Origin of the sequence: Streptomyces sp. NBC_00691, from assembly GCF_036226665.1 — a bacterium.
In the GTDB taxonomy this organism is placed as follows: Bacteria; Actinomycetota; Actinomycetes; order Streptomycetales; family Streptomycetaceae; genus Streptomyces.
In genome coordinates this window covers 6,997,434-7,022,579 of the sequence record NZ_CP109007.1, presented here as the reverse complement: position 1 = coordinate 7,022,579, position 25,146 = coordinate 6,997,434, and the positions used below count along the sequence as shown (strand labels likewise).

The 25,146-nt window shown below is 73.5% G+C and carries 14 protein-coding genes, 1 tRNA gene and 5 pseudogenes; 14 read left to right on the top strand and 6 right to left on the bottom strand.

The window, feature by feature from the left end; translation table 11 throughout:
* Window positions 1-125: 125 nt before the first annotated feature.
* Both OG392_RS31550 and OG392_RS31545 read left to right on the top strand, forming a co-directional pair.
* Window positions 126-855, top strand: a pseudogene (locus OG392_RS31550) (IS5 family transposase); the annotation flags it as partial.
* A 76-nt stretch (window positions 856-931) separates the two neighbouring features.
* Entirely contained in the window at window positions 932-1,648 is a 717-nt protein-coding gene (locus OG392_RS31545) for a nitroreductase family protein (protein ID WP_329285081.1), read from the top strand.
* A gap of 20 nt (window positions 1,649-1,668) precedes the next feature.
* Here OG392_RS31545 and OG392_RS31540 read toward each other — a convergent pair whose 3' ends face one another.
* Window positions 1,669-2,454: an isocitrate lyase/PEP mutase family protein gene (locus tag OG392_RS31540; RefSeq protein ID WP_329285079.1), complete on the bottom strand. Its 786-nt coding sequence runs from the start codon at window positions 2,452-2,454 to the stop codon at window positions 1,669-1,671.
* Window positions 2,455-2,884: 430 nt separating this feature from the next.
* Here OG392_RS31540 and OG392_RS31535 point away from each other — a divergent pair.
* Window positions 2,885-3,526, top strand: a pseudogene (locus OG392_RS31535) (IS256 family transposase); the annotation flags it as partial.
* A gap of 3 nt (window positions 3,527-3,529) precedes the next feature.
* Here the strand turns inward: OG392_RS31535 and OG392_RS37580 are convergent.
* Window positions 3,530-3,619 (bottom strand): annotated as a pseudogene (locus tag OG392_RS37580) (IS5-like element ISRhru5 family transposase); the annotation flags it as partial.
* A gap of 248 nt (window positions 3,620-3,867) precedes the next feature.
* Between OG392_RS37580 and OG392_RS31525 the strand changes: the two are divergent.
* Window positions 3,868-4,222: pseudogene (locus OG392_RS31525) on the top strand (sigma factor-like helix-turn-helix DNA-binding protein).
* A 100-nt stretch (window positions 4,223-4,322) separates the two neighbouring features.
* Here the strand turns inward: OG392_RS31525 and OG392_RS31520 are convergent.
* Window positions 4,323-4,396 (bottom strand) — tRNA-Pro (locus OG392_RS31520).
* Between the two features lie 285 nt (window positions 4,397-4,681).
* Between OG392_RS31520 and OG392_RS31515 the strand changes: the two are divergent.
* Window positions 4,682-5,146: pseudogene (locus tag OG392_RS31515) on the top strand (DUF309 domain-containing protein); the annotation flags it as partial.
* Window positions 5,147-5,359: 213 nt separating this feature from the next.
* Here OG392_RS31515 and OG392_RS31510 read toward each other — a convergent pair.
* Window positions 5,360-5,785: a DUF488 domain-containing protein gene (locus OG392_RS31510; RefSeq protein WP_329285077.1), complete on the bottom strand. Its 426-nt coding sequence runs from the start codon at window positions 5,783-5,785 to the stop codon at window positions 5,360-5,362.
* Window positions 5,786-5,814: 29 nt separating this feature from the next.
* Window positions 5,815-6,429, bottom strand: a complete 615-nt coding sequence (locus OG392_RS31505) for a TetR/AcrR family transcriptional regulator (protein WP_329285075.1) — start codon at window positions 6,427-6,429, stop codon at window positions 5,815-5,817.
* A gap of 279 nt (window positions 6,430-6,708) precedes the next feature.
* On the opposite strand from OG392_RS31505, the gene OG392_RS31500 reads away from it, so the two are divergent.
* The 7 genes from OG392_RS31500 to OG392_RS31470 all read left to right on the top strand — a co-directional run bounded on the left by OG392_RS31500 (window position 6,709) and on the right by OG392_RS31470 (window position 17,739).
* A complete protein-coding gene (locus OG392_RS31500; RefSeq protein ID WP_329287579.1) occupies window positions 6,709-7,524 on the top strand; it encodes a phosphatase PAP2 family protein in 816 nt (271 codons plus the stop codon).
* Window positions 7,521-8,771, top strand: a complete 1,251-nt coding sequence (locus tag OG392_RS31495) for a DMT family transporter (RefSeq protein WP_329285074.1) — start codon at window positions 7,521-7,523, stop codon at window positions 8,769-8,771. Before OG392_RS31500 ends, OG392_RS31495 begins: the two co-directional genes overlap by 4 nt.
* A 161-nt stretch (window positions 8,772-8,932) precedes the next feature.
* The gene (locus tag OG392_RS31490; protein ID WP_329285072.1) at window positions 8,933-9,940 is read left to right on the top strand and encodes an SPFH domain-containing protein; all 1,008 of its coding nucleotides are present in this window, start codon (window positions 8,933-8,935) and stop codon (window positions 9,938-9,940) included.
* Entirely contained in the window at window positions 9,937-10,836 is a 900-nt protein-coding gene (locus OG392_RS31485; protein WP_329285071.1) for a hypothetical protein, read from the top strand. Before OG392_RS31490 ends, OG392_RS31485 begins: the two co-directional genes overlap by 4 nt.
* A gap of 401 nt (window positions 10,837-11,237) precedes the next feature.
* Window positions 11,238-12,104, top strand: coding sequence for a GNAT family N-acetyltransferase (locus OG392_RS31480; RefSeq protein WP_329285069.1), 867 nt, complete (start codon window positions 11,238-11,240; stop codon window positions 12,102-12,104).
* Window positions 12,105-12,879: 775 nt separating this feature from the next.
* Complete coding sequence (locus OG392_RS31475) at window positions 12,880-14,574, top strand: S8 family serine peptidase (protein ID WP_329287577.1); 1,695 nt, start codon at window positions 12,880-12,882, stop codon at window positions 14,572-14,574.
* 228 nt (window positions 14,575-14,802) lie between these two features.
* On the top strand, window positions 14,803-17,739 hold the full coding sequence (locus tag OG392_RS31470) for a helix-turn-helix transcriptional regulator (protein WP_329285068.1): 2,937 nt from the start codon (window positions 14,803-14,805) through the stop codon (window positions 17,737-17,739).
* Here the strand turns inward: OG392_RS31470 and OG392_RS31465 are convergent.
* On the bottom strand, window positions 17,729-18,553 hold the full coding sequence (locus OG392_RS31465; protein ID WP_329285066.1) for a caspase family protein: 825 nt from the start codon (window positions 18,551-18,553) through the stop codon (window positions 17,729-17,731). The two genes, OG392_RS31470 and OG392_RS31465, sit on opposite strands and share 11 nt — an antisense overlap.
* Window positions 18,554-18,672: 119 nt before the next feature.
* On the opposite strand from OG392_RS31465, the gene OG392_RS31460 reads away from it, so the two are divergent.
* Window positions 18,673-19,560 (top strand): DNA/RNA non-specific endonuclease, encoded by an 888-nt coding sequence (locus OG392_RS31460; protein WP_329285064.1) that lies wholly within the window; start codon window positions 18,673-18,675, stop codon window positions 19,558-19,560.
* 198 nt (window positions 19,561-19,758) lie between these two features.
* Window positions 19,759-25,140, top strand: coding sequence for a trypsin-like peptidase domain-containing protein (locus OG392_RS31455; RefSeq protein ID WP_329285061.1), 5,382 nt, complete (start codon window positions 19,759-19,761; stop codon window positions 25,138-25,140).
* Window positions 25,141-25,146: the final 6 nt, after the last annotated feature.

Genomic DNA, 25,146 nt, shown 5'->3' with positions numbered 1-25,146 from the left:
GCCCGCCTGCCAGCCAGACTGCGGCAGGCAGCGCAGCCGGGCGAACCCGCTGCGCCGCAGCGGCTGATCCGCCCAGCACCTGAGTACGGCGTGAAAACGTCGCTTCCGTCCATGTCGCCCCGGAATTGCACGAGCAAGCAGGCGTCGATGTCCCGGCCGATCCGATCCGCGGTCGGCGGTCGGCCGATCACCGCCGGACCTGGAGGCCACCGCCTGGAAGTACCGCACCTGCTCGCCCTGGCGGGATCTGCCGGACGAACTCGGCTCGTTCCGGACTGCTCACAAACGTCTGATCAGGTGGGCCGTGGAAGGCACTTGGAGGAACGCATCCTTGCCGCGGTCCTGACAGCGGTCGAGGGTGCTGACGACATTGGCTGGACGGTGTCGGTGGACTCCACCATCCGCCGGGCCCACCAGCACGCCGCCGGAGCCAGAAAAATGGGGCTCCGGGCAGGGCCGAACCCGACGACCATGCCCTCGGACGCTCCCGAGACGGCCTGAGCACGAAGGTTCACCTCGCCAGCGACGGCAATGCAAAGGCCCTTGGTCCTCCACGTCACCGCAGGGCAGGCGGGTGACGCTCCGGCCTTCGAGACCGTCGTGGCCGCCATCCGCGTTCCGCGAAGCGGACCGGGAAGACCGAGGACCCGGCCCGATGCCGCCCTGGCGGACCGTGCGTACTCATCCCGCGCGATCCGAGAACACCTCCGCCGACGCGGCATCCGCGCTGTCATCCGCCAGCCGTCCGACCAGATCGGCCACCGCCTGCGACGAGGCCGTGCCGGCGGCCGACCGCCGGCCTTCGACGCCGAGGCGTACAAGCGGCGCAGCTCGGTCGAACGGTGCATCACCCGCAGCGACGGCGGCAGCCACACGACGAGTGATGTGCGAGGTGCTCATGCTGGGGTCAGGGGGCCTACACTCCGCGGTCATGATCGATTTCACCGGTGCGGACCCTGATCCGCGTCTCTTCGAGACCATGTCCACCATGCGAGCCATGCGCCGCATCAAGCCCGACCCAGTATCCGAGGAGCTCGTCGAGCAGCTCGTCCAGGCTGCGGTCTGGGGACCCAGCGGCGGCAACATGCAGCGCTTCGAGTACGTCGTCGTCACCGACCGGGACGTCATGGATCGTCTCGCTCCGCTGTGGAAGCGTTGCGTGGATGCCTACCTCGCCACCACGGGGGCGCTGGCCCCGGCCGGGATGGACGATGCCGCCTACGGTCGGATGGTCGCCGCGATCGAGTACCAGCGTGATCACTTCGCAGAGACCCCGGTGCTGGTCATCCCCTGCTATCAGTTCCCCGCGCCGCGGGTCACGGAAGAGGGCTACGCCGCTTCCGCGCAGGCCCTCGGCCCGGAGGCGAGCCTGCGCATGGTGGACACGCAGGAGCGATTCATGGCTCTGGCGGAGGGGTCCTGCGTCTACCCTGGCGTACAGAACCTCCTCCTCGCCGCCCGGGGCCTCGGCCTGGCCGCGAACATCACCATCTGGCACCTGATGCTGGAGGAGGAGTGGAAGCAAGCCCTCGGCATCCCTGAGGACATGCGTACCTTCGCCGCTATACCTGTCGGCTGGCCGATGGGCAACTTCGGTCCGGTACGCCGCCGTCCGGTCTCCGAGGTCGTGCACCACAACTGCTGGTAGCTCCCGGGCCACGCCGGTTCTCACCCTCGGGCGGGGAGCACCGGCGTGGACCCCCACGGCCCCAGCATGTCCCTCATGGCATCCGTCATCGCGAACTGGAGCAACGGACCGTAGGTGATCCGGCCGACGCCAAGGCGACGGAACCTCTCGATGTCATGCTTGACGGGATGCGCCGTAGCGTTCACGGGAACGGCGACGGCATCCACCACCGAAGCGAGCAGGCCGTCGTCATCCTGAATGCCCACCGGGTAGACGCTGTCGGCACCGGCCTGCTCCATCGCACGCAGCCGCTCGATCGCTTCGTGGAGCACGACGACGGGATTCTCCGCGTGCAGGAACAGGTCGGTGCGCCCGTTCACCCAGACGGGGATCCCCGCGTCGTCAGCCGCCGCACGCAGGTTCGCGATGAAGGTCGCATGCTCCTCGGTGCTGCGTACGCGTCCGCCCTCCGAGTGGACAGTGTCCTCAAGGTTGAGACCCACGCCGCCGACTTCGGTGAGTCCGGCGATGAGATCGGCGGGCTCCTGTCCGTACCCGGCCTCCAGGTCCACGGACACGGGGACGTCTACGGCGGCGACGATCGGCGCGACAGCGGAGAGCACCTCCTCGAAGGTCTGTCCCTCATGGTCGTCGGCTCCCCGGGAGGTGGCGAGCGGATGGCTGCCGACCGTCAACGCGAGGAAGCCGGCGTCGACCGCCGTCTGCGCGGACCAGACATCCCAGACGGTCGGCAGCACGAGCGGCTCGTACTCGGCGTGCAGCCGCTTGAGGCGTCGAGCCCGTTCAACAGTGGTGTGAAGGTCCATGACAGGGACGCTACCTCTGAAGAGCCACGAGCAGCGCGACGGCAGGGCGCCGTGCAACGAAGATGCACCCGATTCTCATACGCGCCAGGAGTGCTGGACTACCGGCGATATGCGGAGGCAACCAGCCGTCTTCCGGCTGATTTCGCCACCGGGCTCCGCACGTACTCGTGCCGGCAACAGGGCCGTTCACGCCGGGCAGAGGAACACCCGGCTTCTCCTCGGAAGGACTCGCCGTCACCGACCGGGCATGGGACGACCGAGCGGCACCCCACCGAATCTGCTCTCACGCCGGGTTGCTGGACGATGCTGCGGCGGCTGACGCGCCGGCGCTGGTCAGTACGGTGAGGAGCAGTTGGAGCTCGGTTTCGACGGTTGTCGTCTGTGGGGAGCCGCAGCCGGCGAAGTCGGTGGACGACCGGCTGATCGACGAGAGATCCGCGATGGCGCCGTCGCCAACCGGCCCATCTACGTGGCTTTGGCCGTCGCCGTCGAGGGCCGGCGCGAGATCCTGGGCTTGTGGGCCGGGGACGGCGGCGAGGGTGCCAAGCACTGGATACACATCCTTACCGAGATCAAGAACCGCGGCGCGAACGACGTCCTGATGCTCGTATGCGACGGGCTCAAGGGCCTGCCCGACGCCGTCGAGACCGGCTGGCCCCGCACCACCGTCCAGACTTGTGTGGTCCACCTGCTGCGGAAGTCCTTCCGCTACGCTGCCCGCCAGGGCTGGATCAAGATCGCCAAGGTCCTCAGGCCCGTCTACACCGCGGCGACCGAGGAGGCCGCGGTGGAGCGGTTCGCGGATTTCGCCGACGCCTGGGGCAAGAAGTATCCGGCGATCGTGAGGCTGTGGGAGAACGCCTGGGAAGAGTTCACCCCGTTCCTCCGCTGCGACAGCGAGATCCGCCGCATTGTCTGCACCACGAACGCGATCGAGTCGGCGAACGCCAGGATCCGGTGGGCGGTCAAGGCCCGGGGACACTTCCCGAACGAGTAGACCGCACTGAAGTGCGCCTACATGGCCATCCTGTCCCTCGACTCGACAGTCAGGGGACAGACCCGCTGGACCCTGCACGAGGTAGCGGCCGGGGCGCTTGTCGTAGCGGGTGGCGATGCCGCGCCATTGCTTGGGGCGGTGAAAGCGGCGTTCGACGACGTCCGGCAGCCGGTCGGCGTCCGGACACCCGACGGACAGGCGTGGAACCCGCTCGGAAAGGTGGTCAACCGCTCCGAGCTTGGCCCCGACGAATCCGCGTACGAACTCTTCCTGCTGGTTCCGCGTCGGCCGAAGCTTCTGCCGCTGTCACGGGGGACGGTCGCCGGCCCGGGTCTGACAGCCGCGCAAGGCGATGCGCTGGGCAGCGCGACGCGGAAAGACCAAGGGAAGATCATTTAAGGGCGGACGACGCCACTCTGCGACATGCGGTGGAGCGTGCGCAGAACGGTGACGACGAGGCGTTCGCCGACGTGTACCGGATCGTGCAGCCGGGCTTCTGGGATATCCGAGAGGGCTCGTCGGCGAGTCCGCCGAGGACGTGGCCTCCGACGCGTGGCTTGAGATAGCCCGCGACCTGGGGCGGTTCCGCGGGACCAGGCCGAGGCGGTGCTGCTGCGGGTGGTCGTCGGGCTGGACGGGCCTGCGGCAGCGCGGGTGCTGGGCAAGCGGGTGGGAGCGGTACGGTCCGCCGCGCACCGCGGACTGACCGCCCACCTCAGCGTGCTCCGCGCACCCCGGTCCCTGCCCACTGCGATCGCGGCCGCCCGCTGACGCGGTCAAGGCGGGTTGGTCCCCGAGTGGTCCCCGAAAACGATCAAAGGGCCGCTTCAGATTGCTCTGAAACGGCCCCTCGATCTACGACTTCGAAAAGTCGGGACGACAGGATTTGAACCTGCGACCCCTTGACCCCCAGTCAAGTGCGCTACCAAGCTGCGCCACGTCCCGATGCGCGTCTCCTCGGGGTTTCCCCCTCGTCGGCGTGCAGGGAAAACATTACCTCACTCCGGAGGGTGGGTTGACGCACGGGCTGTCACCGCGCCGCAGGTGGTGGCCAGGGACGTTGCTCCGGCGAGGGTCGCGGCCGAGCCCGTCGCGTGGGCGAGGTCCAGACGGGCCCGGGACTCCTCGTACCGGAGGGCTGACGCCGCCGGGAGGGCGACCGCGCGGGTGAGGTGGCGGCTGGCCTCCGCCCTGGGCGGCGAAGGGGGCCACGCGGGCCACAATGGACAGGTGAACCGGACAGCGAGTGACCGCGGCAGGGATCGCGACGAGGAGGGGCGGGCTCGGAGCGCGCGTCCCCGCGACGGACTCGGCCGACCGCTGCCGTACGGCGCCGAGGGTGTGCCCCGGCAGCCCGAGGGTGTCGTCCGCACGCCCGAGGACACCCTGCGCGAGGCGCAGCGGCTGCTGGACGCCGGTATGCCGTTCCACGCGCACGAGGTGTTCGAGGACGCCTGGAAGTCCGGGCCCGCGTCGGAGCGGGACCTGTGGCAGGGCCTGGCGCAGCTCGCCGTGGGCCTGACGCACGCCGCCCGCGGCAACACGGCGGGCGGGGCGCGGCTGCTGCGCCGCGGCGCCGAACGGCTCGCGGGCGGGCCGGGGAACGCGGAGGCCGCCGCCGCGTACGGGATCGACGCCGGCGGACTCGTGGCGTGGGCGCGGGAATTGGCCGACCGCGCCTCCGGAGACGCCGACACGGGCGGAGGGCCAGGAACGGCCGCGGACTCCGACACGGCCGGAGGCCCCGGAACAGCCGCGGACGCCCGAGCGGCCGGAGGCCCCCTAACGTCCGCGGGCTCCGGAGCGGGCGGAGCCGCCCGTGCCGACGCCTCGGGGGCCGCCGCCCGTCCCGTCCTCGTCGACGCCGCCTCCGAGGCGCCCCGGCTGCGGACGGACCCGGCCTGAGGGTTACGCCCCCGCCTGCGGGTCCAGTTCCCGCACCAGGACGGACGTGTGGCTCACCGACGGGTCCTTGGCCGCCGTCAGGAGGGTGATCGTCCCCTGCGCCGCGAGGTTCCGCAGCCGGTCCAGGGCCGCCGCCGCGTCGGGCGCTTCGAGTTCGGCCTCGTAGCGCCGCCGGAACTCCTCGTACGCGCCCTCGGTTCCGTGGTACCAGCGGCGGAGTTCGGTCGACGGCGTGAGTGCCTTCGGCCACTCGTCGATGTGGGCGTCGGTCTTGGCGAGTCCGCGCGGCCAGAGCCGGTCGACGAGGACCCGTACGCCGTCGTCCGGGGACGGGGGCTCGTAGATCCGGCGGACGCGGACACGGTGGGAGGGCGGTGCGGACTGCGCGGGCCTGGCCGGCTCCGCGGGCTGTGTGGGCTCTGCGGGCATGCTTCCAGCCTGACGGACCGGCCCGCGACTCACCCCTCGACGCGCAGCGCCGGAAGGAGGACGGCGTCGACGAAGGTCCGCATGGTCGAGACGTCCGTGAAGCGGTCCTCGAAGAGCCGCTCGATGCGGAGCATGCCCATGAAGCAGGGGGCGACGAAGCCGATCGCGGGGTTGTCGGCGGCGACCTCGCCCCGCTCGACCGCACGCGCCACGACCGCGTCGATGGCCGCGACCTCGGGGGCGATGACGGTCTCGCGGAGTGCGGCGCGCAGGTCGGGGTGCTGGATGAAGGCCTGGGCGACGGCCTCCATGAGTTCGGCGTCGCGCTCGCGGTGGGAGGCGGCGATCCGGCCCGCCTCACGCAGGTCACCGGCGAGGGTGCCGGTGTCGATGCCGGTGAAGACGGTGCAGCGGCGCTGGGCGAGCGCGGCTGTGACGAGCTGCGGCTTCGTGCCCCACTGCCGGTAGAGGGTGGCCTTGCCGCACTTGGTGCGGGCCGCGACGCCCTCCATGGTCACCGAGTCGTATCCGCCCTCGCGCAGGAGGCAGAGCACGGCGTCGTACAGCTCCGTCTCGCGTTCCGGCGTGATCTTGCTGCGGCGGGCGGCGGCGGTGGCGGCCTCCGTGGACGCCGGCCTCGGCACGGACCCCGCCGAGGTCGCCGGCGAGGACTCCGCCTCGGACGCTGACGTGGACGTTGATGTGGACGCGGACGTGGACATCGATCCCTCCCGGACACCTCTGTCTCTGCACATACGAGAGTAGGGGGTGCACAATCGAGACGCAAACGTATCGATACGCTTGCGTCTCGATGAAATCGGATCTAGGCTCACTCCGTTTGTTGGCGATATGACGGATTAGAGGGCCGCGCGATGGCTGCCGGGATACGCGGGATACCAGGACCACGTCCTGCCGGATCGGGGCTGACGCCTACCCGCGGCCCCTCCGGACGCGACGGCCACGGGAGCGGCGAGGGGGACGGCGGCGAGTCCGTGAGACCGCCCCTCCTGCGCGAGCTGGCGCTCGTCACCGCGCTCTTCCTCGTCTACAAGTTCGGCCGGCTCTTCGCCAACGGCCACGAGTCCCGCGCCTTCCGGAACGCCGACCGGGTCTGGGACGCCGAGCGCGCGCTCCACCTGCCGGGCGAGGGAACGATCCAGCAGCTGCTCCTGCACGGCGAACCGCTGATCCGGGCCGCGAACACCTACTACGCGGCCGTGCACTTCCCGGCCACGCTCGCCTTCCTCGTCTGGCTGTATCTGCGCCGCCCCGCCCACTACGTGTGGTCGCGCCGCGTCCTCGCGCTCGTCACGGGTGCCGCGCTCGCCCTCCACCTGCTGATGCCGCTCGCGCCGCCCCGGATGCTCGCCGCCAGCGGGCTCGTCGACACCGCGCGGGTCTACGGCCCCTCGGTGTACGGGGCGACGCCGGAGACCGACTCCATGGCCAACCAGTTCGCGGCCATGCCCTCGCTGCACTTCGGCTGGGCCCTGATGGTCGCGATCGGCCTGATCGCCGCCACCCGCTCCCGCTGGCGGGTCCTGTGGCTGCTGCACCCGCTGTTCACCCTGCTCGTCATCGTCGGTACCGCCAACCACTACTGGTTCGACGCGCTCGCCGCCGCCGCGTTGCTCGGTCTCGCCCTGCTCGCCGTCCGCGCCCCCGGCCACCGGACGGCACCCCCACCCGTACCCCGCCAGGTCGGTACGACCCCTCTCCCGGTCGGAGCCCTCCGATGAACCCCGCCACCGGCACCGTCGTCGCGGTGCTCCTCTCGCTCGTCTCCGCCGCCGGATACGCGCTCGCCGCCGTCGCCCAGTCCCGGCTCGCCGCCGCCTCCCCCGTCCAGGACGGGCGCGGGGCGCTGCGCGCGCTGCTCGCCCGAAGCCAGTGGTGGTCTGCGGTCGGCCTCAACGCCGCCGGAGCCCTCGCCCACGTGGCCGCCCTGCACTACGGGCCGCTGACGCTGGTCCAGCCGCTCGGCGCCCTGACCCTCGTGGCGGCGCTGCCGCTCGGGGCGTACGCGGCGCGGCGCCGGGTGACCCGCACCGAGTGGCGCGGGGCGCTGTGGACCCTGGCCGGTCTGGTCGGACTGGTCGCGGTGACCGGCCCCACGGAACCCGGCGAGGCGCTCAGCCTGCGCGAGTCCCTGGTCGTCGCCGCGGCGACGGCACTCCTCATCGTGGCGCTCGCCTCGGGCCGGCATACGGCCAAGGGGCACGCGCCTCGCGGGCTCGGGCACGCCACGGCCTCCGGGATCGCCTCGGGCGTCGCCTCCGCGCTCACCCAGACGCTGACGGCCGCGTTCGCGCTCGAACTCCCGGGCGGCAAGCCGGCCTGGTGGCAGACCGCGCTCCTCGCGGTACTGATCTCGGGCTTCGCGACGGGCGGCCTCCTGCTCTCGCAGGCCGCCTATCGGGGCGGCCTCGCGGCACCGCTCGCCGTGGTCAACCTCTCCAACCCGGCGGCCGCCGCGATCATAGGAGTGGCTCTGCTCGGCGAGACGTTCCGCGCGGGCGCGTGGGGCTGGCTGGTCGCGGCCGGCGCGTCGCTGGTCGCGGCACGGGGTGTGGTGCTGCTGACGAAGGGCGGCTCCCCCGAGACGGCCGCTCCGGCGGCACGCCCCGAGGTGGTGACGGTGCCGGCTCCTGCGGCGGCGACCCTGCCCGGGCTCACGACGCCGCCCGCGCTCTCACCCCGGCCCGGGTCGCCGGCCGACCCGGCGCCGTCCCGGCCCGCGGTGTCGCCCGAGCAGCGGAACACGGGCTCCACGCGGGCGCGTACCCCTGCCCGGTGGACCGTCCGGTCGGTGCCCGCGCCCCGCTCGACCGACCTCTCCGCCCGCCGTTCGGTCCGGCCCGATCCGGCCACGCCCGAACCGGTCGCGCCCCTGCTGAACCTGCCGGAGCTGAACCTACCCGAACGACATGTGCCGGAGCTGCCCGCAGCGGGCGCCGAACAGGCGCACGCGCCGGCGGCCGGCTGAGGGGCCCTCACTCGTCGGGGAATCGTCGTGGCCCCTTCGAGGAACCGGTCGGCGAACCGTCGAGAGACCCCTCTCCCCCCTGGGACGACCTTGAATTCGTCATCTTGACGACAACCAGGGAACCCCACTATCGTCAACATGACGACAAGGGGGGTCTCTTCATGGCCGACATCACCCGGCGGGCCGGCTGGCGCCATCTGCGCTCCGCGCCCACCGCGCACATCCGCCACCAGCGCCGCGGCAGCCTCGTGCACGACGGCGAGGGACTGAGCTTCTGGTTCCGCCCGCTCACCGCGGCCCTCTCCGAGGTCCCGGTCAACGACCGCGAACTGGCCATGGCCTTCCACGCCAGGACCGCCGACTTCCAGGACGTCAGCGTCCAGTCCACCGTCACCTACCGGATCGGCGACCCGGCGGCCGCCGCCACCCGGCTCGACTTCTCCATCGACCCCGACACGGGCGCGTGGCGCGGCACCCCGCTGGAGCAGATCGCCACGCTCCTCACCGAGACCGCCCAGCAGCACGCCCTCGACGTCCTCGCCCGCACCGTACTGGCCGAGGCGCTCGTCGACGGCGTGGCTGCGGTACGGGACCGGGTCACGGCCGGACTCGCCGCCGAGCCCCGCCTGCCGTCCACCGGCATCGAGGTCGTCGCCGTCCGGGTGGTCGCCATCCGTCCCGAACCCGAGGTCGAGCGCGCCCTGCGCACCCCCGCCCGCGAACAGATCCAGCAGGAGGCCGACCGGGCCACGTACGAGCGCCGGGCGGTCGCCGTCGAGCGCGAGCGCGCCATCGCGGAGAACGAGCTGGCGAGCAAGATCGAGCTGGCCCGCCAGGAGGAACGGCTCGTCGAGCAGCGCGGTACCAACGCCCGCCGCGAGGCCGAGGAGAACGCCGCCGCCGACGCCGTACGGGCCGAGGCCGAGGCCGTACGGAAGGTGCGCCTCGCCCAGGCCGAGGCGGAGGCGGCGCGCGAGGTCGGGCAGGCGCGCGCCGGGGCGCAGTCCGCCTGGCTGCGGGCGCACGCCGAGGTGGAACCCGCCACCCTGCACGCCCTCGCCGTGTCCCGGGCCGCCGAGAACCTGCCCCGGATCGAGCACCTGACGCTCTCGCCCGACGTCCTGACGGGGTTGCTTGCCAAGCTCGGTGAGGGCGGGGCCCGGTCGTGAGCCTCGCGCCGCGCGCGGTGCTCGTGCACCGGACCACGGAGTACGAGGAGCTGCTCGCCCGGCACGGTACGCACGGCCAGGCCGCGTTCTTCCTCTCCGCGCGCGGCCGCTCGGTCGACGCCGTGCGCGAGCGGCACGAGCGCACCCGCCGCGCGCTGGCCGAGGTGGCGGCCGCGGTGCCGCTGACCTGGCGGCAGACCAGGGTGGAACGCGCCGATCTGGACCGGTTCCTGTTCGGGCCGGAGGACGTGGTCGTGGTGGTCGGGCAGGACGGTCTGGTCGCCAACGCGGCGAAGTACCTCACCGGGCAGCCCGTCATCGGGATCGACGCCGATCCGGGGCGCAATCCGGGCGTCCTGGTCCGCCACCGGGCGGACCGGGCGCGGCGTCTGCTGCCGTACGCGGCGGGGGCCGGGGCGACGGTCGACGAGCTGACGATGGTGGAGGCCGTCACCGACGACGCGCAGCGGCTCCTCGCGCTGAACGAGATCTACGTCGGGCCGCGCGGCCATCAGACCGCCCGTTACACCCTGGACCTCGACGCGACGGAGCTCCCCCCGGAGGCCCAGGCCTCGTCGGGGGTGCTCGTCGGCACCGGTACGGGGGCCACGGGCTGGCTGCGGTCGTTGTGGGAGCAGCGCTCCAGCGGGCTCGCGCTGCCCGCGCCCGCGGATGCCCGGCTCGCCTGGTTCGTCCGCGAGGCGTGGCCGTCTCCGGCGACCGGAACGAGCCGGGTCGAGGGCCTCCTCGACCCTGGTCAGGGGCTGCGCCTCACCGTCGAGTCGGACCGGCTGGTGGTGTTCGGCGACGGCGTCGAGTCGGACGCGCTGGAGCTGACCTGGGGCCAGACCGTGCGCCTCACGGTCGCGGGGCCGCGCCTGCGTCTCGTCCACTGACGCCGGGTCCCGGGCGGCCGGGGGCGGAGTGGCCGGGGAGGTCGACGGCGGCGGGAGCGGAGCCGCCGAGGGCCACGGCCGGGCCGGTTCCGCCGGAGGCCGGGCCGGTTCCGCCGGCGGCCGGGCCGGTTCCGCCGGCGGCCGGGCCGGACCTCTCAGCCTGACCGGACCTGACGGCGAGTCGCCGCCGGGACTGCGGCCGGAATCGATCGGCCGTGGGCGGGTGTGGTCGCGCCGGGCGCTATGCTCGGCGCGCTTTGCCCGCTTTTCCACTGGCGTTCCGTCTGCCTTTCGCCCGGTTCGCCTGCCCCCGCCTCCCCTGTTCTCCGGCTCGGCGGTGCTCCGGTTCGCCGGATTCCCGATCGAGTACGCGCCCGCTCCCGGCTGTTGAAGGGATCCCCATGGCCTCCGCCTCCTCCGGTTCGCTCTCCGTCTCCCCCGCCACGGAGCGGGACTGGGCGCTCGTGCGCGCCTGGGCGGCCGAGGAGGGGTGGAACCCGGGGCTCTCGGACGCCGCCCCGTTCTTCGCGCAGGACCCCCGGGGGTTCTTCCTCGGCCGGGTCGACGGGGAGCCCGTGTCGGCCATTTCGGTCGTCACCTACGACGACGCGTACGCGTTCCTGGGCTTCTATCTCGTACGCCCCGGGCTCCGCGGCCTCGGGCACGGCCTGGCCACCTGGCGGGCCGCGCTCGCGCACGCGGGTGACCGTTCCGTCGGGCTCGACGGGGTGCCGGCGCAGCAGGACAACTACCGGCGCTCCGGCTTCGCGACGGCGTACCGCACCGCGCGCTACGTGGGCGAGGTCCCGGTCCCCGACGCGCCGGTGACCGGGGTGGTGCCCGCCGCGGCCGTCGACCCGGCCGCCCTCGCCGCGTACGACAACGCGTGCCATCACGCCGACCGGCCGCGGTTCCTGGGCTCCTGGCTGGCCACGCCGGGGCATCGTGCGCTGGTGCGGATCGTCGACGGCCGTCCCGCCGGGTACGGGGTGGTGAGGCCGGCGCAGGACGAGGCGCGGGTGGGGCCACTGTTCGCGGACACCCCGGCCGACGCAGCGGCCCTGCTCGACGCGCTCGCCGCCGAGGCCAGGGAGTTCGGCTCGCCCCGGATCGCGGTCGACATGCCGGAGTCGAATCCGGCCGCGGCGCGGCTGGCCGAGGAGCGGGGTCTGGAGCCGACCTTCGAGACGGCCCGGATGTACACGGGTCCGGTCCGACCGGTGGCACGCGAGCGCGTGTACGGGGTGACGACGCTCGAACTCGGCTGAGGCCACGCGGGTCCGCAGCTCGCCGCCGGCCCCACGGCCGGATGACCAGCGGTGCCATGGCCGGGCCGTCCGGCCCCACGGCCGCCTCACCGCGGCGCGTTGACCGGACCGTCCGGTCCCACGTCCGGCCCCGGCCGCGGCGCCGTGGCCGGGCCGCCTCGCCCGGGCGGCCTTGTGGTGGGGGCACCCTCGGGCGTCCGCGGAGAGGTGTGTACCTTTCCCGTGGGGCAGGTACGTACCTGCCTGCCGGAACATGGTGCTGCGGCAGGTCGACCGGGCGTACTCCCGCCGCCCGGTACGCGGGTGACAGGGCGCCGACTCCCGTGCCCGCGACCGCGGTCGCACCTCCCCTCACCGGACCCCCGCCGCCCCGTGAGGGGCGACAAGGGTTTTCCCCGTATCGGGTTCACCCCCCCGTTCCCTACTGTCCTCCGCACCGGCAGATATCATCCCCCGACCGCACCCTGACAGGTGCATGCGGAGGGTGGCATCCGCCGGTGACGGCCTTGACCCGGGCCGTCGCGCCGGTGGCGGCGCACGGGCCCCCCAGCCCAGGGAATGCCGGATCGCGACCCCACTTCGCACCGCGTCCCGCGCCGCCGCCACTGCTCCGCAGCTACGTCGTACTCGAAAGGGCCACACCTTGAACGGTTCCAGGCGGAGAGTCATATCCGTGGTCGCGAGCGCCGCGATCCTCGGCGCCGCTGCCACGACCGGGGCGATCGCCGCCGCCCCGGGCGCTGCCACCCCGAAGCCCGCACCGGCTTCGCAGACGATGCGGGCGCTCCCCAGCGCCCCGGTCGAGAAGGTCATCGTCACCTACAAGAGCCAGGCCGCCGAGGCCGGCTCGAACACCGCCGCGAAGAGCGACACGGCCGAGAAGGCCGCGAAGACGGGCGAGAAGCTCTCCTTCGAGCGTCGTCTCGCCGGCGGCGGCGCCCTGGTCGACCTGGGCGACAGCGCCAGCAAGCAGGACGTGACGGAGGTCATGGCCGCGTTCCGCGCCGACCCGTCCGTCGCCTCGGTCGAGCCCGACATCCGCGCCTACGCGATGGCGGTCACGCCGAACGACACCGACTACGCCAAGCAGTGGGACCTGTTCGAGCCCACGGGTGGCATGAACGTTCCTGCGGCCTGGGACAAGACGACCGGCTCCGGCGTCACCGTCGCCGTCATCGACACCGGCTACGCGGCCCACTCGGACGTCGCGGGCAATGTCGTCTCCGGTTACGACTTCATCTCGACCTCCGCCGACGCCCGCGACGGCAACGGCCGCGACGCGGACGCGAAGGACGAGGGCGACTGGAACGCCACCGACAACGAGTGCGGCACCGGCTCCAAGGCCTCGAACTCCTCCTGGCACGGCACCCACGTGGCCGGCACCATCGGCGCCGTCACGAACAACACCAAGGGCATCGCGGGCATCGCGTACAACGCGAAGATCCAGCCCGTGCGGGTGCTCGGCAAGTGCGGCGGCTCGTCCGCCGACATCGCCGACGCCATCACGTGGGCCTCCGGCGGCACCGTGCCGGGCGTCCCGGCCAACGCCACCCCGGCGAAGGTCATCAACCTGAGCCTGGGCGGCGCGAGCGCGACCTGCCCGAGCGTCTACCAGACCGCGATCAACGGCGCCGTCTCGCGCGGCACCACCGTCGTCGTCGCCGCGGGCAACAGCAACGCCAACGCCTCCGGATTCACCCCCGCGAACTGCGCGAACGTCATCAACGTGGCGTCCACCAGCCGCGAGGGCAACCGGTCGTACTACTCGAACTTCGGCGCCATCGTGGACGTGGCCGCGCCCGGCGGCGAGACCCGCCGCTCGACCGACACGCCCGGCACCGTCACCACCCCCGAGAACGGCATCTACTCCACGCTGAACTCGGGCGCGACCACCCAGTCGGCCGAGAACTACAAGCCCTACCAGGGCACGTCGATGGCGGCGCCGCACATCGCCGGCCTCGCCGCCCTGCTGAAGTCGGCCAAGAGCACCCTGACCCCGGCCGAGATCGAGTCCGCGATCAAGGCCAACGCCCGCCCGCTGCCCGGCACCTGCACCGGCGGCTGCGGCACCGGCATCGCCGACACGGCGAAGACGGTCGACGCCGTCACCACCACCCCGCCGGCCGGCACCGTCTTCACCAACGCGACCGATGTGACGATCGCGGACAACGCCACCGTGTCGTCCTCGATCGCCGTCACCGGCCGCACCGGCAACGCCCCCGCCGCCCTCAAGGTCGGCGTGGACATCAAGCACACCTGGCGCGGGGACCTGGTCATCGACCTGGTCGCCCCCGACGGCACGGTGCGCAACCTCAAGGCGTCCTCCTCCTCGGACAGCGCCGACAACGTCCTGACCACCTACACGGTCGACGCGTCGAGCGAGGTCGCCAACGGCACCTGGAAGCTTCAGGTCCGCGATGTGGCCACGGGTGACACCGGCTACATCAACTCGTGGAGCCTGACCTTCTAAGGCACCACCGCTCCACCACCGAACCACCCCCCACATCAGCATCATTGCTGGTCAGCGACGCGCTCGTGGTCTATACCACGGGCGCGTCCTGGCGTTCCGGGCCGCCGCCCCGCCGGGGTGCCCTGTCCGAATGCCGGACACAGGGCCTGGACTCCACGGGTGGGCTCCGTATTCTCTGCCCACGGGGCTCATGGGCCGGGGGCCCGAGCGCGCCGGAGGTGATGGACAGTGACGACAGCTCCGTACCTCGCCCTGCGCCCCACGGGTCCGGGGGGACCCCCGGCGCCGGTGGGCCGCGAAGAGCTCCTCCGCCGCCTCGAACGCGCCCTCCACACCCGGGGCCGCGCCCTGCTCACCGGACCCGCCGGTGTCGGCAAGACCGAGCTCGCGCTCGCCGGGGCGACCCGCGCCGAGGCACGCGGCGAGACCGTGCTCTGGCTGGCGACACTCCCGTCCGACCGCGAGATACCCGGGGCGTCGGCCGCCGCGCTCGTGGCCTCGGTGGCGGCGACCGTGAGCCTGCCGCATCCGCGCGTCGGCAGGCGCCGTGAGCCCCGCCCGACCGACAAGGCCTCCACCGGGCCCGAGGTCTCTGCGGTCTTCGACGAGCTGCCCGGGCCCCAGCGCACCGCCGTCGCCATGCTCTGCCGCGAGGCGCCGCTCGACGCCGGCGGCTGGGACCCGATCGCACTGCGGCTCGGCATCGCCCAGATCCTCCGGACCCTGACCCGCCGGGGACCGGTGCTCCTCGTCGTCGACGGCGTCCAGCACGTCGACGCGGACAGCGCCGACCTGCTCCGCTTCGCCCTCCACCTCGCGCCGCCCGCGCTGCGGGTGGTGGCCGTCGAGACCCCTGAGCCGTACGGCGAGGCGGGCGAGCCCTACCGCGCACCCCACCGCCCCGACGATCCGCACGCCGCCCACCTCTGGGTGCCGTCCGAGGCGGACGTGCTGCTGGTGCCGCCGCTGCACGCCGACGAGATCGCCGAACTCCTCATCCATCACCGGCTGCCCTCCCGGATGGCCGGCCGCATCCACCGCGCCAGCGGCGGCAATCCGCGGCTCGCACTGGCCGTGGGCCGCTCGCTCGCCGACGCGCGCACCCCGGTGCACCACGCCGAGGCGCTGACGCTCTCCGGGCGCGCCCGCGACCTCGCCCGGCAGCTGCTGGGCGCCGCGCCCCTCGCCGTACGGGAGACCCTGCTGCTCGCCGCCCTCGCGCTGCGTCCGTCCTCGACGCTGGTACGGCGGGCGGGGCGGCCCAACGCGGAGGCGGACCTCGCGGCGGCCGAGCGGGCCGGACTCGTGTCGCTGGCCGAGGACGGTTCGGTGACCTTCACCGCGGGGCTGCTGCCCTCCACCCTGGTGCACGACGCTTGTTGGGCCGAGCGGAGCGCCGGGCACGCGGCCCTCGCGGAGGTCGTGGACGACCCGGTGGAGGCGGTACGGCACAGGGCACTGGCAACCGACAGCCCGGACGAGGACCTCGCGGCCGAGGTCGCGAACGCCGCCGACCTGGCCCGGCGTCGCGGGAACAGCGCGCTCGCGGCCGAACTCGCCCTGCTGGCCGCCGAGTCGACGCCGGGTCGCCACGGGACACGGCGGATCTCACGGCTCGTGGACGCCGCCGAGGAGGCCGCCCGCGCGGCCCGCGCCGATCTCGCCATGCGGGCCGCCACCGATCTGCTCGCCCGGGACGCGGTGCCCTCCGACCGGGTCAGGGCGCGGCTCGCCGTCCTCGACACGGCGGGGCAGGGGCTGACCGGACTCGACGAGATGTACGTCCACGCGATGGAGGACTCGGAGGGCGACACGGCCCTGAGAGCCGCCGTACAGCTCCGGCTGGCCGTCAAGTACGTGCTCGCGGACGGCGATCCGCAGCGCTCGCGGACGGCGGCCGTCGAATCGGCCGCACTGGCCGCTTCCATGGGCGATCCACGGACGGCGGCGCAGGCGCTGACCGTCCAGGCACGGATGGAGCGGGCTCTCGGTGAACCGGACGCGGAGGCGGTGCTCGCGCAGGCGCGGGCCCTGGAGCTGGCCGAGCGGCCCCTCGGAATCCGTAACGCCGCACAGATCCTGACGATCCGTCATGCCCTGTTCGACGACCGGCTGACGGACGCCCGGGACGAACTGAACGCACTGCTGCCCCTGGTCCAGCGGCGCGGTTCGGTGGAGGACACGATCGAGCTGTTCTCCACGCTGGCCGCCGTCGAGTCCCGCAGGGGCGCCTGCGCGGCCGCCCTCGCGCACGCCGGTCAGTCGCTCGCGCTCACCCTGGAGGCGGGTCTCTCCCCCGGGCCCGCCTGGTACACGCTGGCGCTCGCGGAGACGGCCGGCGGGAGCTTCGCGCGGGCGGCCAGCTACGCCCGGCGCAGCGTCCAGGCCTCGGAGGAGGAGGGCGACCGGGTCTTCCTCTCCCGCAGCCGGTACGCGCTGGGCCGCGTCCAGCTGATCAACGGAGACGTCGCCGCCGCCCTGGAGACCCTGCGGCGCGTCCAGGCCGACGAGCGCGCCCAGTCGACCGTCGATCCGTCGATGCTGCGCTGGCACGAGGAGCTCGCCGAGGCGCTGCTCGCCCATGACGCGGGCGACGAGGCGCTGGCCCTCCTCGACGAGGTACGCCCGGTGGCGGCCCGGCTCGGCCGGTCCACGGTGCTGCTCGGCTGCGACCGGGCGTACGCCCTCTGGCTCGCGGCGGAGGGGCGTACGGACGAGGCGGCGCAGCTGCTCACCCGCACGGCCGAGGACTTCGGCCGGGCCGGGCTGCCGCTGGAGCGGGGGCGGGCGCTGATCGCCCTGGCCCGGGTGGAGCGCCGCAGACGGCGGAGGTCGGCGGCGCAGAGCGCGCTGCAGACGGCGGCATCGGTGTTCGAGCGGGCCGGGGCCACCCCGTGGCTCGCGCTGGCCTGCGAGTCGCCGGCGGGCTCGGCGGGCGAGAGTCCCGGGGGCGGTTCCGGCGGTGAGGAGGCGCTCCCCGCGCTGTCCTCGCTGACGGAGGCCGAGCTGCGGCTCGCCCGTCTCGTGGGGCAGGGCGCCAGCAACCAGGAGGCGGCGGCGAAGCTGTATCTGAGCGTGAAGACGGTCGAGGCGCGGCTGACCCGGATCTACCAGAAGCTCGACGTCCGTTCGCGGGCGCAGCTGGCGACGGCGCTCAGACCGTGAACGGCCGTTGGTCCACGAACTCCTGGTCCGGGGTGCCGGTGAGGTAGAGGTTCGGGCTCTGGGTCGGTGGCAGTCCGCGCTGGATCGCCCGGTGGAAGTCGCGGTAGCCGCCACGGAAGGCGCCGTCGTCCCAGACCCGGAGCAGCGCCTCGGTGAAGGCGCCGTTGACGTCGCCGTCGGAGGCGACCTGGTTGTCCTGGCAGGCCGAGACGAGGAGCGCGTCGGGGCCCGCTCCGTCCTGGGGCGCGGACTCGGCGAGGGTGCGCCGGAGGTCGGCGTAGAAGCCCCGGTCGCGGTCGTAGAGCTGCCGCTGCTCGGGTTCGGGCATGAAGCGGGCCGTGGCGTCGGACTCCGGTCCACCGGGGATCTCGATGCCGCTGCCGCTGTGGCAGCAGTCGAGGAAGCAGACGATCCGCACGTCGTCGGCGAAGGCACGGAAGGCGTGCTGGACCTCGTCGTCGAGGAACTGCCGGTCGTAGAGGACGAGGGTCTCGTCGAGCGCGTCCGGTTCGTCGTCGGAGCCGCCGGCCGGACCGTCGGGCGCGTCGGGCAGCTGGCCGCCGTGACCCGAGTAGCTGAAGAGCAGGATGTCGCCGGGTCCGAGCCGGGCGGCCGCCTCGCCGAGCACGGCGGTGACATTGGCGACGGTCCCCTCGGGGGTGAGCAGGACCGTGCTCTCGAATCCGGCGGAACGAGCGAGCCGCGCCATGTCGTGGGCATCGTTCTCGCAGGCGACCAGGGTGCCTTCCCAGCCCTCGTAACGGGCGGGGTCGACGCTGTTGAGTCCGACGTGAAGGGCGAGTCCGGTGGCCATGGGGGGCCTCCTGGCGGAAGAGGTGGAGCGGGGGAGCGCGGAGAGGAACCGGGGCGTCTGATCGAGTGGCCTGTGGTCCGGCGCCGAGCACGCCTCTCTCCACGCGGTACCTACATCGTATGAACCCTTCCGATCCCTCGCCCCCTCCGGGCACGGACGACGCCCGGCGCGCGGCGCTCTCCGACCGCACCGGTTACGACGAGGCGTTCCTCGGTCCGGTCGTCCCGCTGCCGCTCCCGGTCCGGCCGACGATCGGCACGGTGGTCCTGCCGTACACACACTTCACCGTGGTCTTCCGGCCCGACCGGCGTCTCGCGGCCTGCGCGGCCGTCTGCGTCGAGGCGGGGGAGCTGCCCGTGGACGTACCCCGCGACGGCGTCTGGGAGTTCGACCCGCGGCTGCCGGAGGAGCAGCAGGCGGGTGACGACGTCTACCGGAACAACAGCCTCGACCGCGGCCGACTGGTCCGCAGGACGGCCCCGGTCCGGGGCCCCTCGGCGCCGGCCGGCCGCGGCGCCGGGGACACCTTCCACTTCACCAACGCCGCTCCCCAGGCGGATGTCTTCAACCAGGGCAGGCAGATCTGGGAGGGGCTGGAGAACCATCTGCTCGACCACGCCGACGCCCACGACCGGAGGCTGGCCGTGCTCACGGGACCGGTGCTCCACGACTCCGACCCGCCGTACCGGGGGATCCAGGTGCCGATGCGCTTCTGGAAGGTGGCCGCGTTCCTCCAGGACGGGGCGCTCGCGGCGGCCGCGTACGTGCTGGACCAGAGCCCCGACCTGAGCCGGGACGCGGAGCGGGCGCTGGCGGGGGCGACACCGGGCGCGCCGCCGCCGCTGGGCCCGTTCCGGGCGTACCAGGTGCCCGTCTCGGACGTCGCGGAGATCACCGAGCTGGAGTTCGGGGCGCTGCCCGACGTGGACGTGATGCCGGCGACGCGGTCGCCCGAGGAGCGGTGGCGGCGGCTCGAGTCGTACGAGGACATCGTGCTGCACCCCTGAGGCGCGGGCGCACCGCCACGGTGTCCCCGAGGCCCGGCCGCGCCGCGCCCTTTCGCGCCCTCTCCGCCCCTCCTCCACAGCGATTGCGGCCCCTTCCGGCCGGTGAAACGATGGGAGGGACGGGCCGTCCGGCCCGATCAGTCACGTCCCGGCGCCGGAGCGACCGGCGCTGCGCCAAGAGCGCCGGGCAGGTGCGGAATGCCGCTCACCGAGACCGAGTGGGGGCTCGTCGCCAGTTGGGTGCGGGACCATCTCCTCGACACCCCGGAGCCCCGCGAACGACTGCTGCGTGCCGGGCTCCCGGCCGACTTCGTCGACGACCTCCCTCTGACCCCGGACGCCGACCGCAACGCGCTCCTGGTGGTCGCGGCGGCCCGCAGGGACATCGCCCACCAGCGCCGGCTCCTCGTCGTCCTCGCCGGTCTCGACGCGCTCGCCGCCATCGACGACCCGCACGCCTTCGAGCAGGGCGCCGAGGCGCGGAACCTGCTCACCAGGCTGCGCGAGGACGAGCGGCTGCGACGCTCCCCGCGGGACCCGTTCGACAGCCTGCTCCTCAAGCACGGCACGGAGGTGTTCCTCGACCGCACCGAGCTGCGGGCGAAGCTGCGCGGTTTCCTCGCCGACCCGGAGCAGACGGTGCTGGTCGTCGACGGTCCCCCGGACAGCGGCCGCTCGTACACGTACGAACTCATCCGCCACCTCGGCCAGCACCACGACTTCCGTCCGGTACGGGTGACGCTGTCCCGCACGTCGACGGCGGCGCGGCTGATGGAGCGGCTGTCGGCCTTCGTCGGGGGGCCGGAGACCGCCGGATCTCCGTTGAATCCCACACGGTTGAACGATCCACTGCCGACGCTGGAGGATGCCGCGCACCGGATCGTCGCGCGGGCGACGGCCGCCGAGGAGCGCTTCTGGCTGGTCCTCGACGACTGCGACCGGCTCGACCCGCACGCGGACGTGTGGGACGCCATCGGGGTGCTGGCGCGGGCGATCTACGAGCACACCCCGGTACGGACCGAGACGGTGCCCCGCCTGGTGCTGCTGGGGTACGCCACGACCATGCGGCAACTCCCCTACGAGATAAGGAAGAACGAGTGCCGGGACACGACCCGCCTCGCGGACGAGGGTGATCTGCGGGCCTTCTTCCGTGAGTTCTTCGCGGACTCCGCGCCGCTCGGGCAGGACGGGGCGGTGGACGAGCTGACGGACACGGCCGTGGCCGAGGTCCTGCGCGCCGTCGACTCCCCCGCGAACGGCGACAGCTACATGCGCCGGCTGTGCACGGCGGTGGAGGACGTCGTACGGCTCCACCGGGCCCTGCCACCGCTGTCCTCGTCGGACGGCGAGGCCGCCCATCAGCTGCGGGACGCCCTGCGCGCGAGCCCCACCTCCCCGGCCGGAACCCTTCCCGATCCACGCCGCTCCTACCGCGAGGCCGCGTGTCTGCTCCAGGAGTTCGACCCGGCGCTGCTGCGGCTGCCCGGCGAGGAGCGGTCCACCGGCCGGGCCGTCCTGGAACTCGTCGACGACTGCACCGCACTGCCGTCCCCGGGGGCCACGGTCTGGACGCTCAAGCCCGACGTCCGCGAGGAGACCCTGGCGGACCTCGCGGGACCCGACGCCGCGCTGACCGCGCTGCGGACCAACATCGGCCTGCGCCCCGAGGGCCCCGGCCCCGAGCGCACCGCCCTGGCCCTGCTCACCGGCACGGGCACGGGCCTCCCCCTCCGGCTCGGACCGGCCTCCGCCGTCGGCGCCCCGCCCCCCGCGCTCTCCCCCGTCGCCGCCGCGGCCGCCCCTCCCCGGGACGACGTCGAAGAACTGTCCGACACCCTCCAGGCCGTGCTCTGGCTCAGCCGGGTGCCGGGAGTGACCGGACTGCCCTCCGTCGAAGCGGTCCAGCACCGGCTGGAGACGGCCCGGCTGCTCCGGCCCATGCACCGGCTGATCCAGGGCACCTTCCACGGCCGCACCCCCGAACTCGACTCCCTGCACGCCTACATCGCGCTTCCCGAGGAGCCGGCGGAGCCCCCGGTGCTCCTCCACGGCGTCGGCGGCATCGGCAAGAGCACCCTGCTCGCCAAGTTCCTCGTCGACGCCCTGGCCGCCTCACCCACCGGATTCCCCTTCGCCTACATCGACTTCGCGCGCCCCACGCTCTCCGTCCACGAACCCGCCACCGTGATCGCGGAGATGGCCCGGCAGCTCGGCGTCCACCTGCCCGGGCTCCGCCCCTCCTTCGAGGCGCTCGCCGACGAGTGCGAGCGGACCGCGGCGAGCCAGCGCGGCGAACGCGACGAACTCGACGAACTCCACCAACTGGCCGTCACCCGGGCCACGCTCGGCCGCGACTACTCGACCGAGTTCCACGCGCGGGCGAGCGCCCACGAGCAGGACCTCGCCCACCGGATCGCCGCCCTGGTCGCCGAGGCCGTCCGGCCGGCGCCCGGCGGATCGCCGCCGCCGCTCGTCGTCGTCATCGACTCCTTCGAGGAGGCCCAGTACCGCGGCTCGCCCGTCCTCGGCCGGATGTGGGCGATCTGGACGGCGCTGCGGGCCGCCTACTCCCGCCTGCGGTTCATCGTCTCCGGGCGGGCGCCCATCGACCATCCGGCCCGGGTGCTCACCCCGCGCACGATGGAGCTCACCGAACTCGACCACCAGGCCTCCGTGGACCTGCTGATGTCCTCGGGCGTCGCGGACGAGGCGCTCGCCGAGGACCTCGCCGACCGGATCGGCGGCCACCCGCTGAGCCTCAAGCTGGCGGCCCGTACGGCGGCCTCCGCGCGCGCGGACGCCCCCGCGCTCGGCGGGCTCCTGCGGGGACTGCCGTCCCGGCGGCGGTACTTCGACCGGCAGGTCGACCAGATGCTCATCCAGGGCACGCTGTACGACCGCATCCTCAAGCACATAGCGGAGGACGACCTCCGGGCCCTCGTCCAGGCGGGTCTGGCACTCCGCTTCATCACCCCCGAGCTGGTCCGCGACGTACTCGCCGGCCCCGCGGGGCTCCGCGTCGAGAGCGCCGGGGAGGCCCGCCGCCTCTACGGGCTGCTCACCTCGCGGGTCGACCTGATGGAGCCGGCGGGGCCCGACGCCATCCGGCACCGCGCGGACCTGCGGGCCATCATGCTGCGCCTCTCGGACAGCGCGCGGACCGATCTGATGCGGGCCGTGGACCACAGCGCCGTCGCCCACTACGCGGCCCTCGACGGCTCCCGGAACCGCGCCGAGGAGATCTACCACCGGCTGCGGCTCGGCGAGAACCCCCGGACGGTCGAGGCCCGTTGGGAACCGGGCGTCGCCGCCCACCTCGGCGGGTCGACGCACCGGGAGATGCCCGACCGCTCGGCCGCGTTCCTGCTCGGCAGGATCGGCGGCCATGTGCCCGACCAGATCATGACCGGGGCCGACCAGGAGGACTGGGAGCGGATCGCCGCGCGCGAGGTCGAGGACCTGCTCACGCAGGGGTACGTGGAGGCGGCGGCGCAGCGACTCGCCGAGCGGCGGCCGTGGACGCCGTGCAGCAGGCTCCACGCGCTGCTCGCGGAGACCCTCGCCCGCTCCGGGCGGACGGCCGAGGCGCGGGCGACCGCCGAACGGGCCGTGGACGGGGCGGTGCGGGCGGGCTGTGCGGAGACCCAGCTCGAACTGCTCCAGCTGTCGGCCCGGCTCGCGCAGGACACCGGCGACTTCGCGGACGCGGACCGGGACCTCCAGGAGGCGGAGGACATCGCGGCGGGTCTCGGGCTCTCCTTCGAGTCCCTGGGCGTGCTCGTCGCCCGGTCACGGCTCGCCACCCTCGCGGACGTCGACGCCGCCCCGGCGCGGGAGCGGCTCGCCAGGACGCTCCGCGGGATGCCCGACGCCGACCTGGCCCGGCAGCCGTCCCTGGCCCGTACTGCGGCCGCCACGGCCTGTCCCGAGGACCCTCAGCTGCTGGAGCACACCCTGCGGCTGGTGGGGCTCCCTGCGGACGAGGAGGCGGTGGTGACCGAGCTGGCCCGCTGGATCGACACCACCCTCGTCGACGAGCCGGGCCTCCGGGAGCCGCTGGCCCGCATCCTGGAGTCGGCCGCAGGGGAGGGTTCCGCCACGCCCGCCGACGCGGTCCGGCTGGACCGCGACCGCATCGAGGAGGACCTGCTCGCGGCGCGGCGGCGCGGCACCCTGGACAGCGTCGCCCGGCAGGTGCTGACGCTCCGGGACGGCAGCGGGGACCTGCTGCTCGGCGTCGCCTCCGCGATGGACACGGGCCCGCCGCCGCGCGGCGCGACTCCGGGGGCGGGCTCGGGCACCGGGTTCGAGCACGGCTCCGCCGACGCGGAGGGCTCCGCGGGGGGCGGTGGCGGGCTGTGGACCCGCCCGCCGCCGACCGCCGCGGGGGCCGCGCTCCGCAAGGAGCCGTTCCTCCGCCAGCAGGAACTCGTCCGGGTCCGGAACGCCGCCATGGAAGCCGGGCTCGCGGACCGGGCCGTCCGCTCGTCCCTCCTCAAGGGCGTTCCCGGCTACTTCACGGCCACGCTCGAACCCCTCGACGACCCCCGGGAGCAGATCCACGCCGACCTGAACGCGATGAACCAGGTCGAGCGGCTCATCGACGGCCTGGTGCCGCTGGAGATCTGGCTGCACAACGCCATCGAGCAGACCCATGAACCGGGGCCCCGCGCCGTCCTCCAGGGCGCCCTCGACACCGTCGCCCGAGTGATCACCGGAGAGGCGGAGCTGCCGGCGGAGTTGATGCCCGGGGAGATGAAGGAGGAGATCGTCCTCCAGGACGACACCGTGCCGTACGAGTTCCTGCACGGCGGGATCCGGGCCGGCGCCTCCGTCGCGCTCCTGCGCATCCCTCCGTACGAGTCGGGCGCACCGCTGCTCCCGTCCTATCCGCACGGCGGCACGGGCTGGATGATCGCCCCCGATCTGCTGATCACCAACCACCATGTGGTGATGGCCCGTTCGGCCGAGCAGCCGGGCGTCCGTCCGTTCGTGAGCGACGAGGACCTGCGCCTCCAGGCGCTCATGTCCCGCTCCCGCTTCGACTTCGTCGAGAACGCGGCGGCAGCGCCGGAGGCCACCATCGGCGAGCTCCTCGCCTGGGACGCGGGCCTGGACTACGCCATCGTCCGGCTGGCCCCCGACCAGGAGCGCCGCCCCACCTTGAGGGTCGCCACCCGGCCGCTGCTCGTCCGCGAGCGGCAGCGCGTCCCGGTCAACATCATCCAGCACCCGGGCGGACTGCCGAAGCGGGTCGCGCTCCGCAACAACCTGGTCTACCGGGCCGACGACCACGACATCCTGTACTTCACCGACACGCGTGGCGGCTCCTCCGGCTCCCCCGTCTGCCTCGACGACTGGACGGTGGTGGGGCTGCACCGTGGGACGCGGAAGGTGGACGAGGTCGAGTTCCAGGGTGCCAGGACACGGTTCGTGAACGTCGGAACCCAGATGAGCGGCATTCTCGCCCATGTCCGGGAGTTCACGCCGGAGTTGTACGAGGAGATCATGGCGGGCCAGTCGGGCCGGCCGGCTCCGAACGGAACGGACCGGACGAACGGCAACGGGAAACCGAGGTGAGGGAAC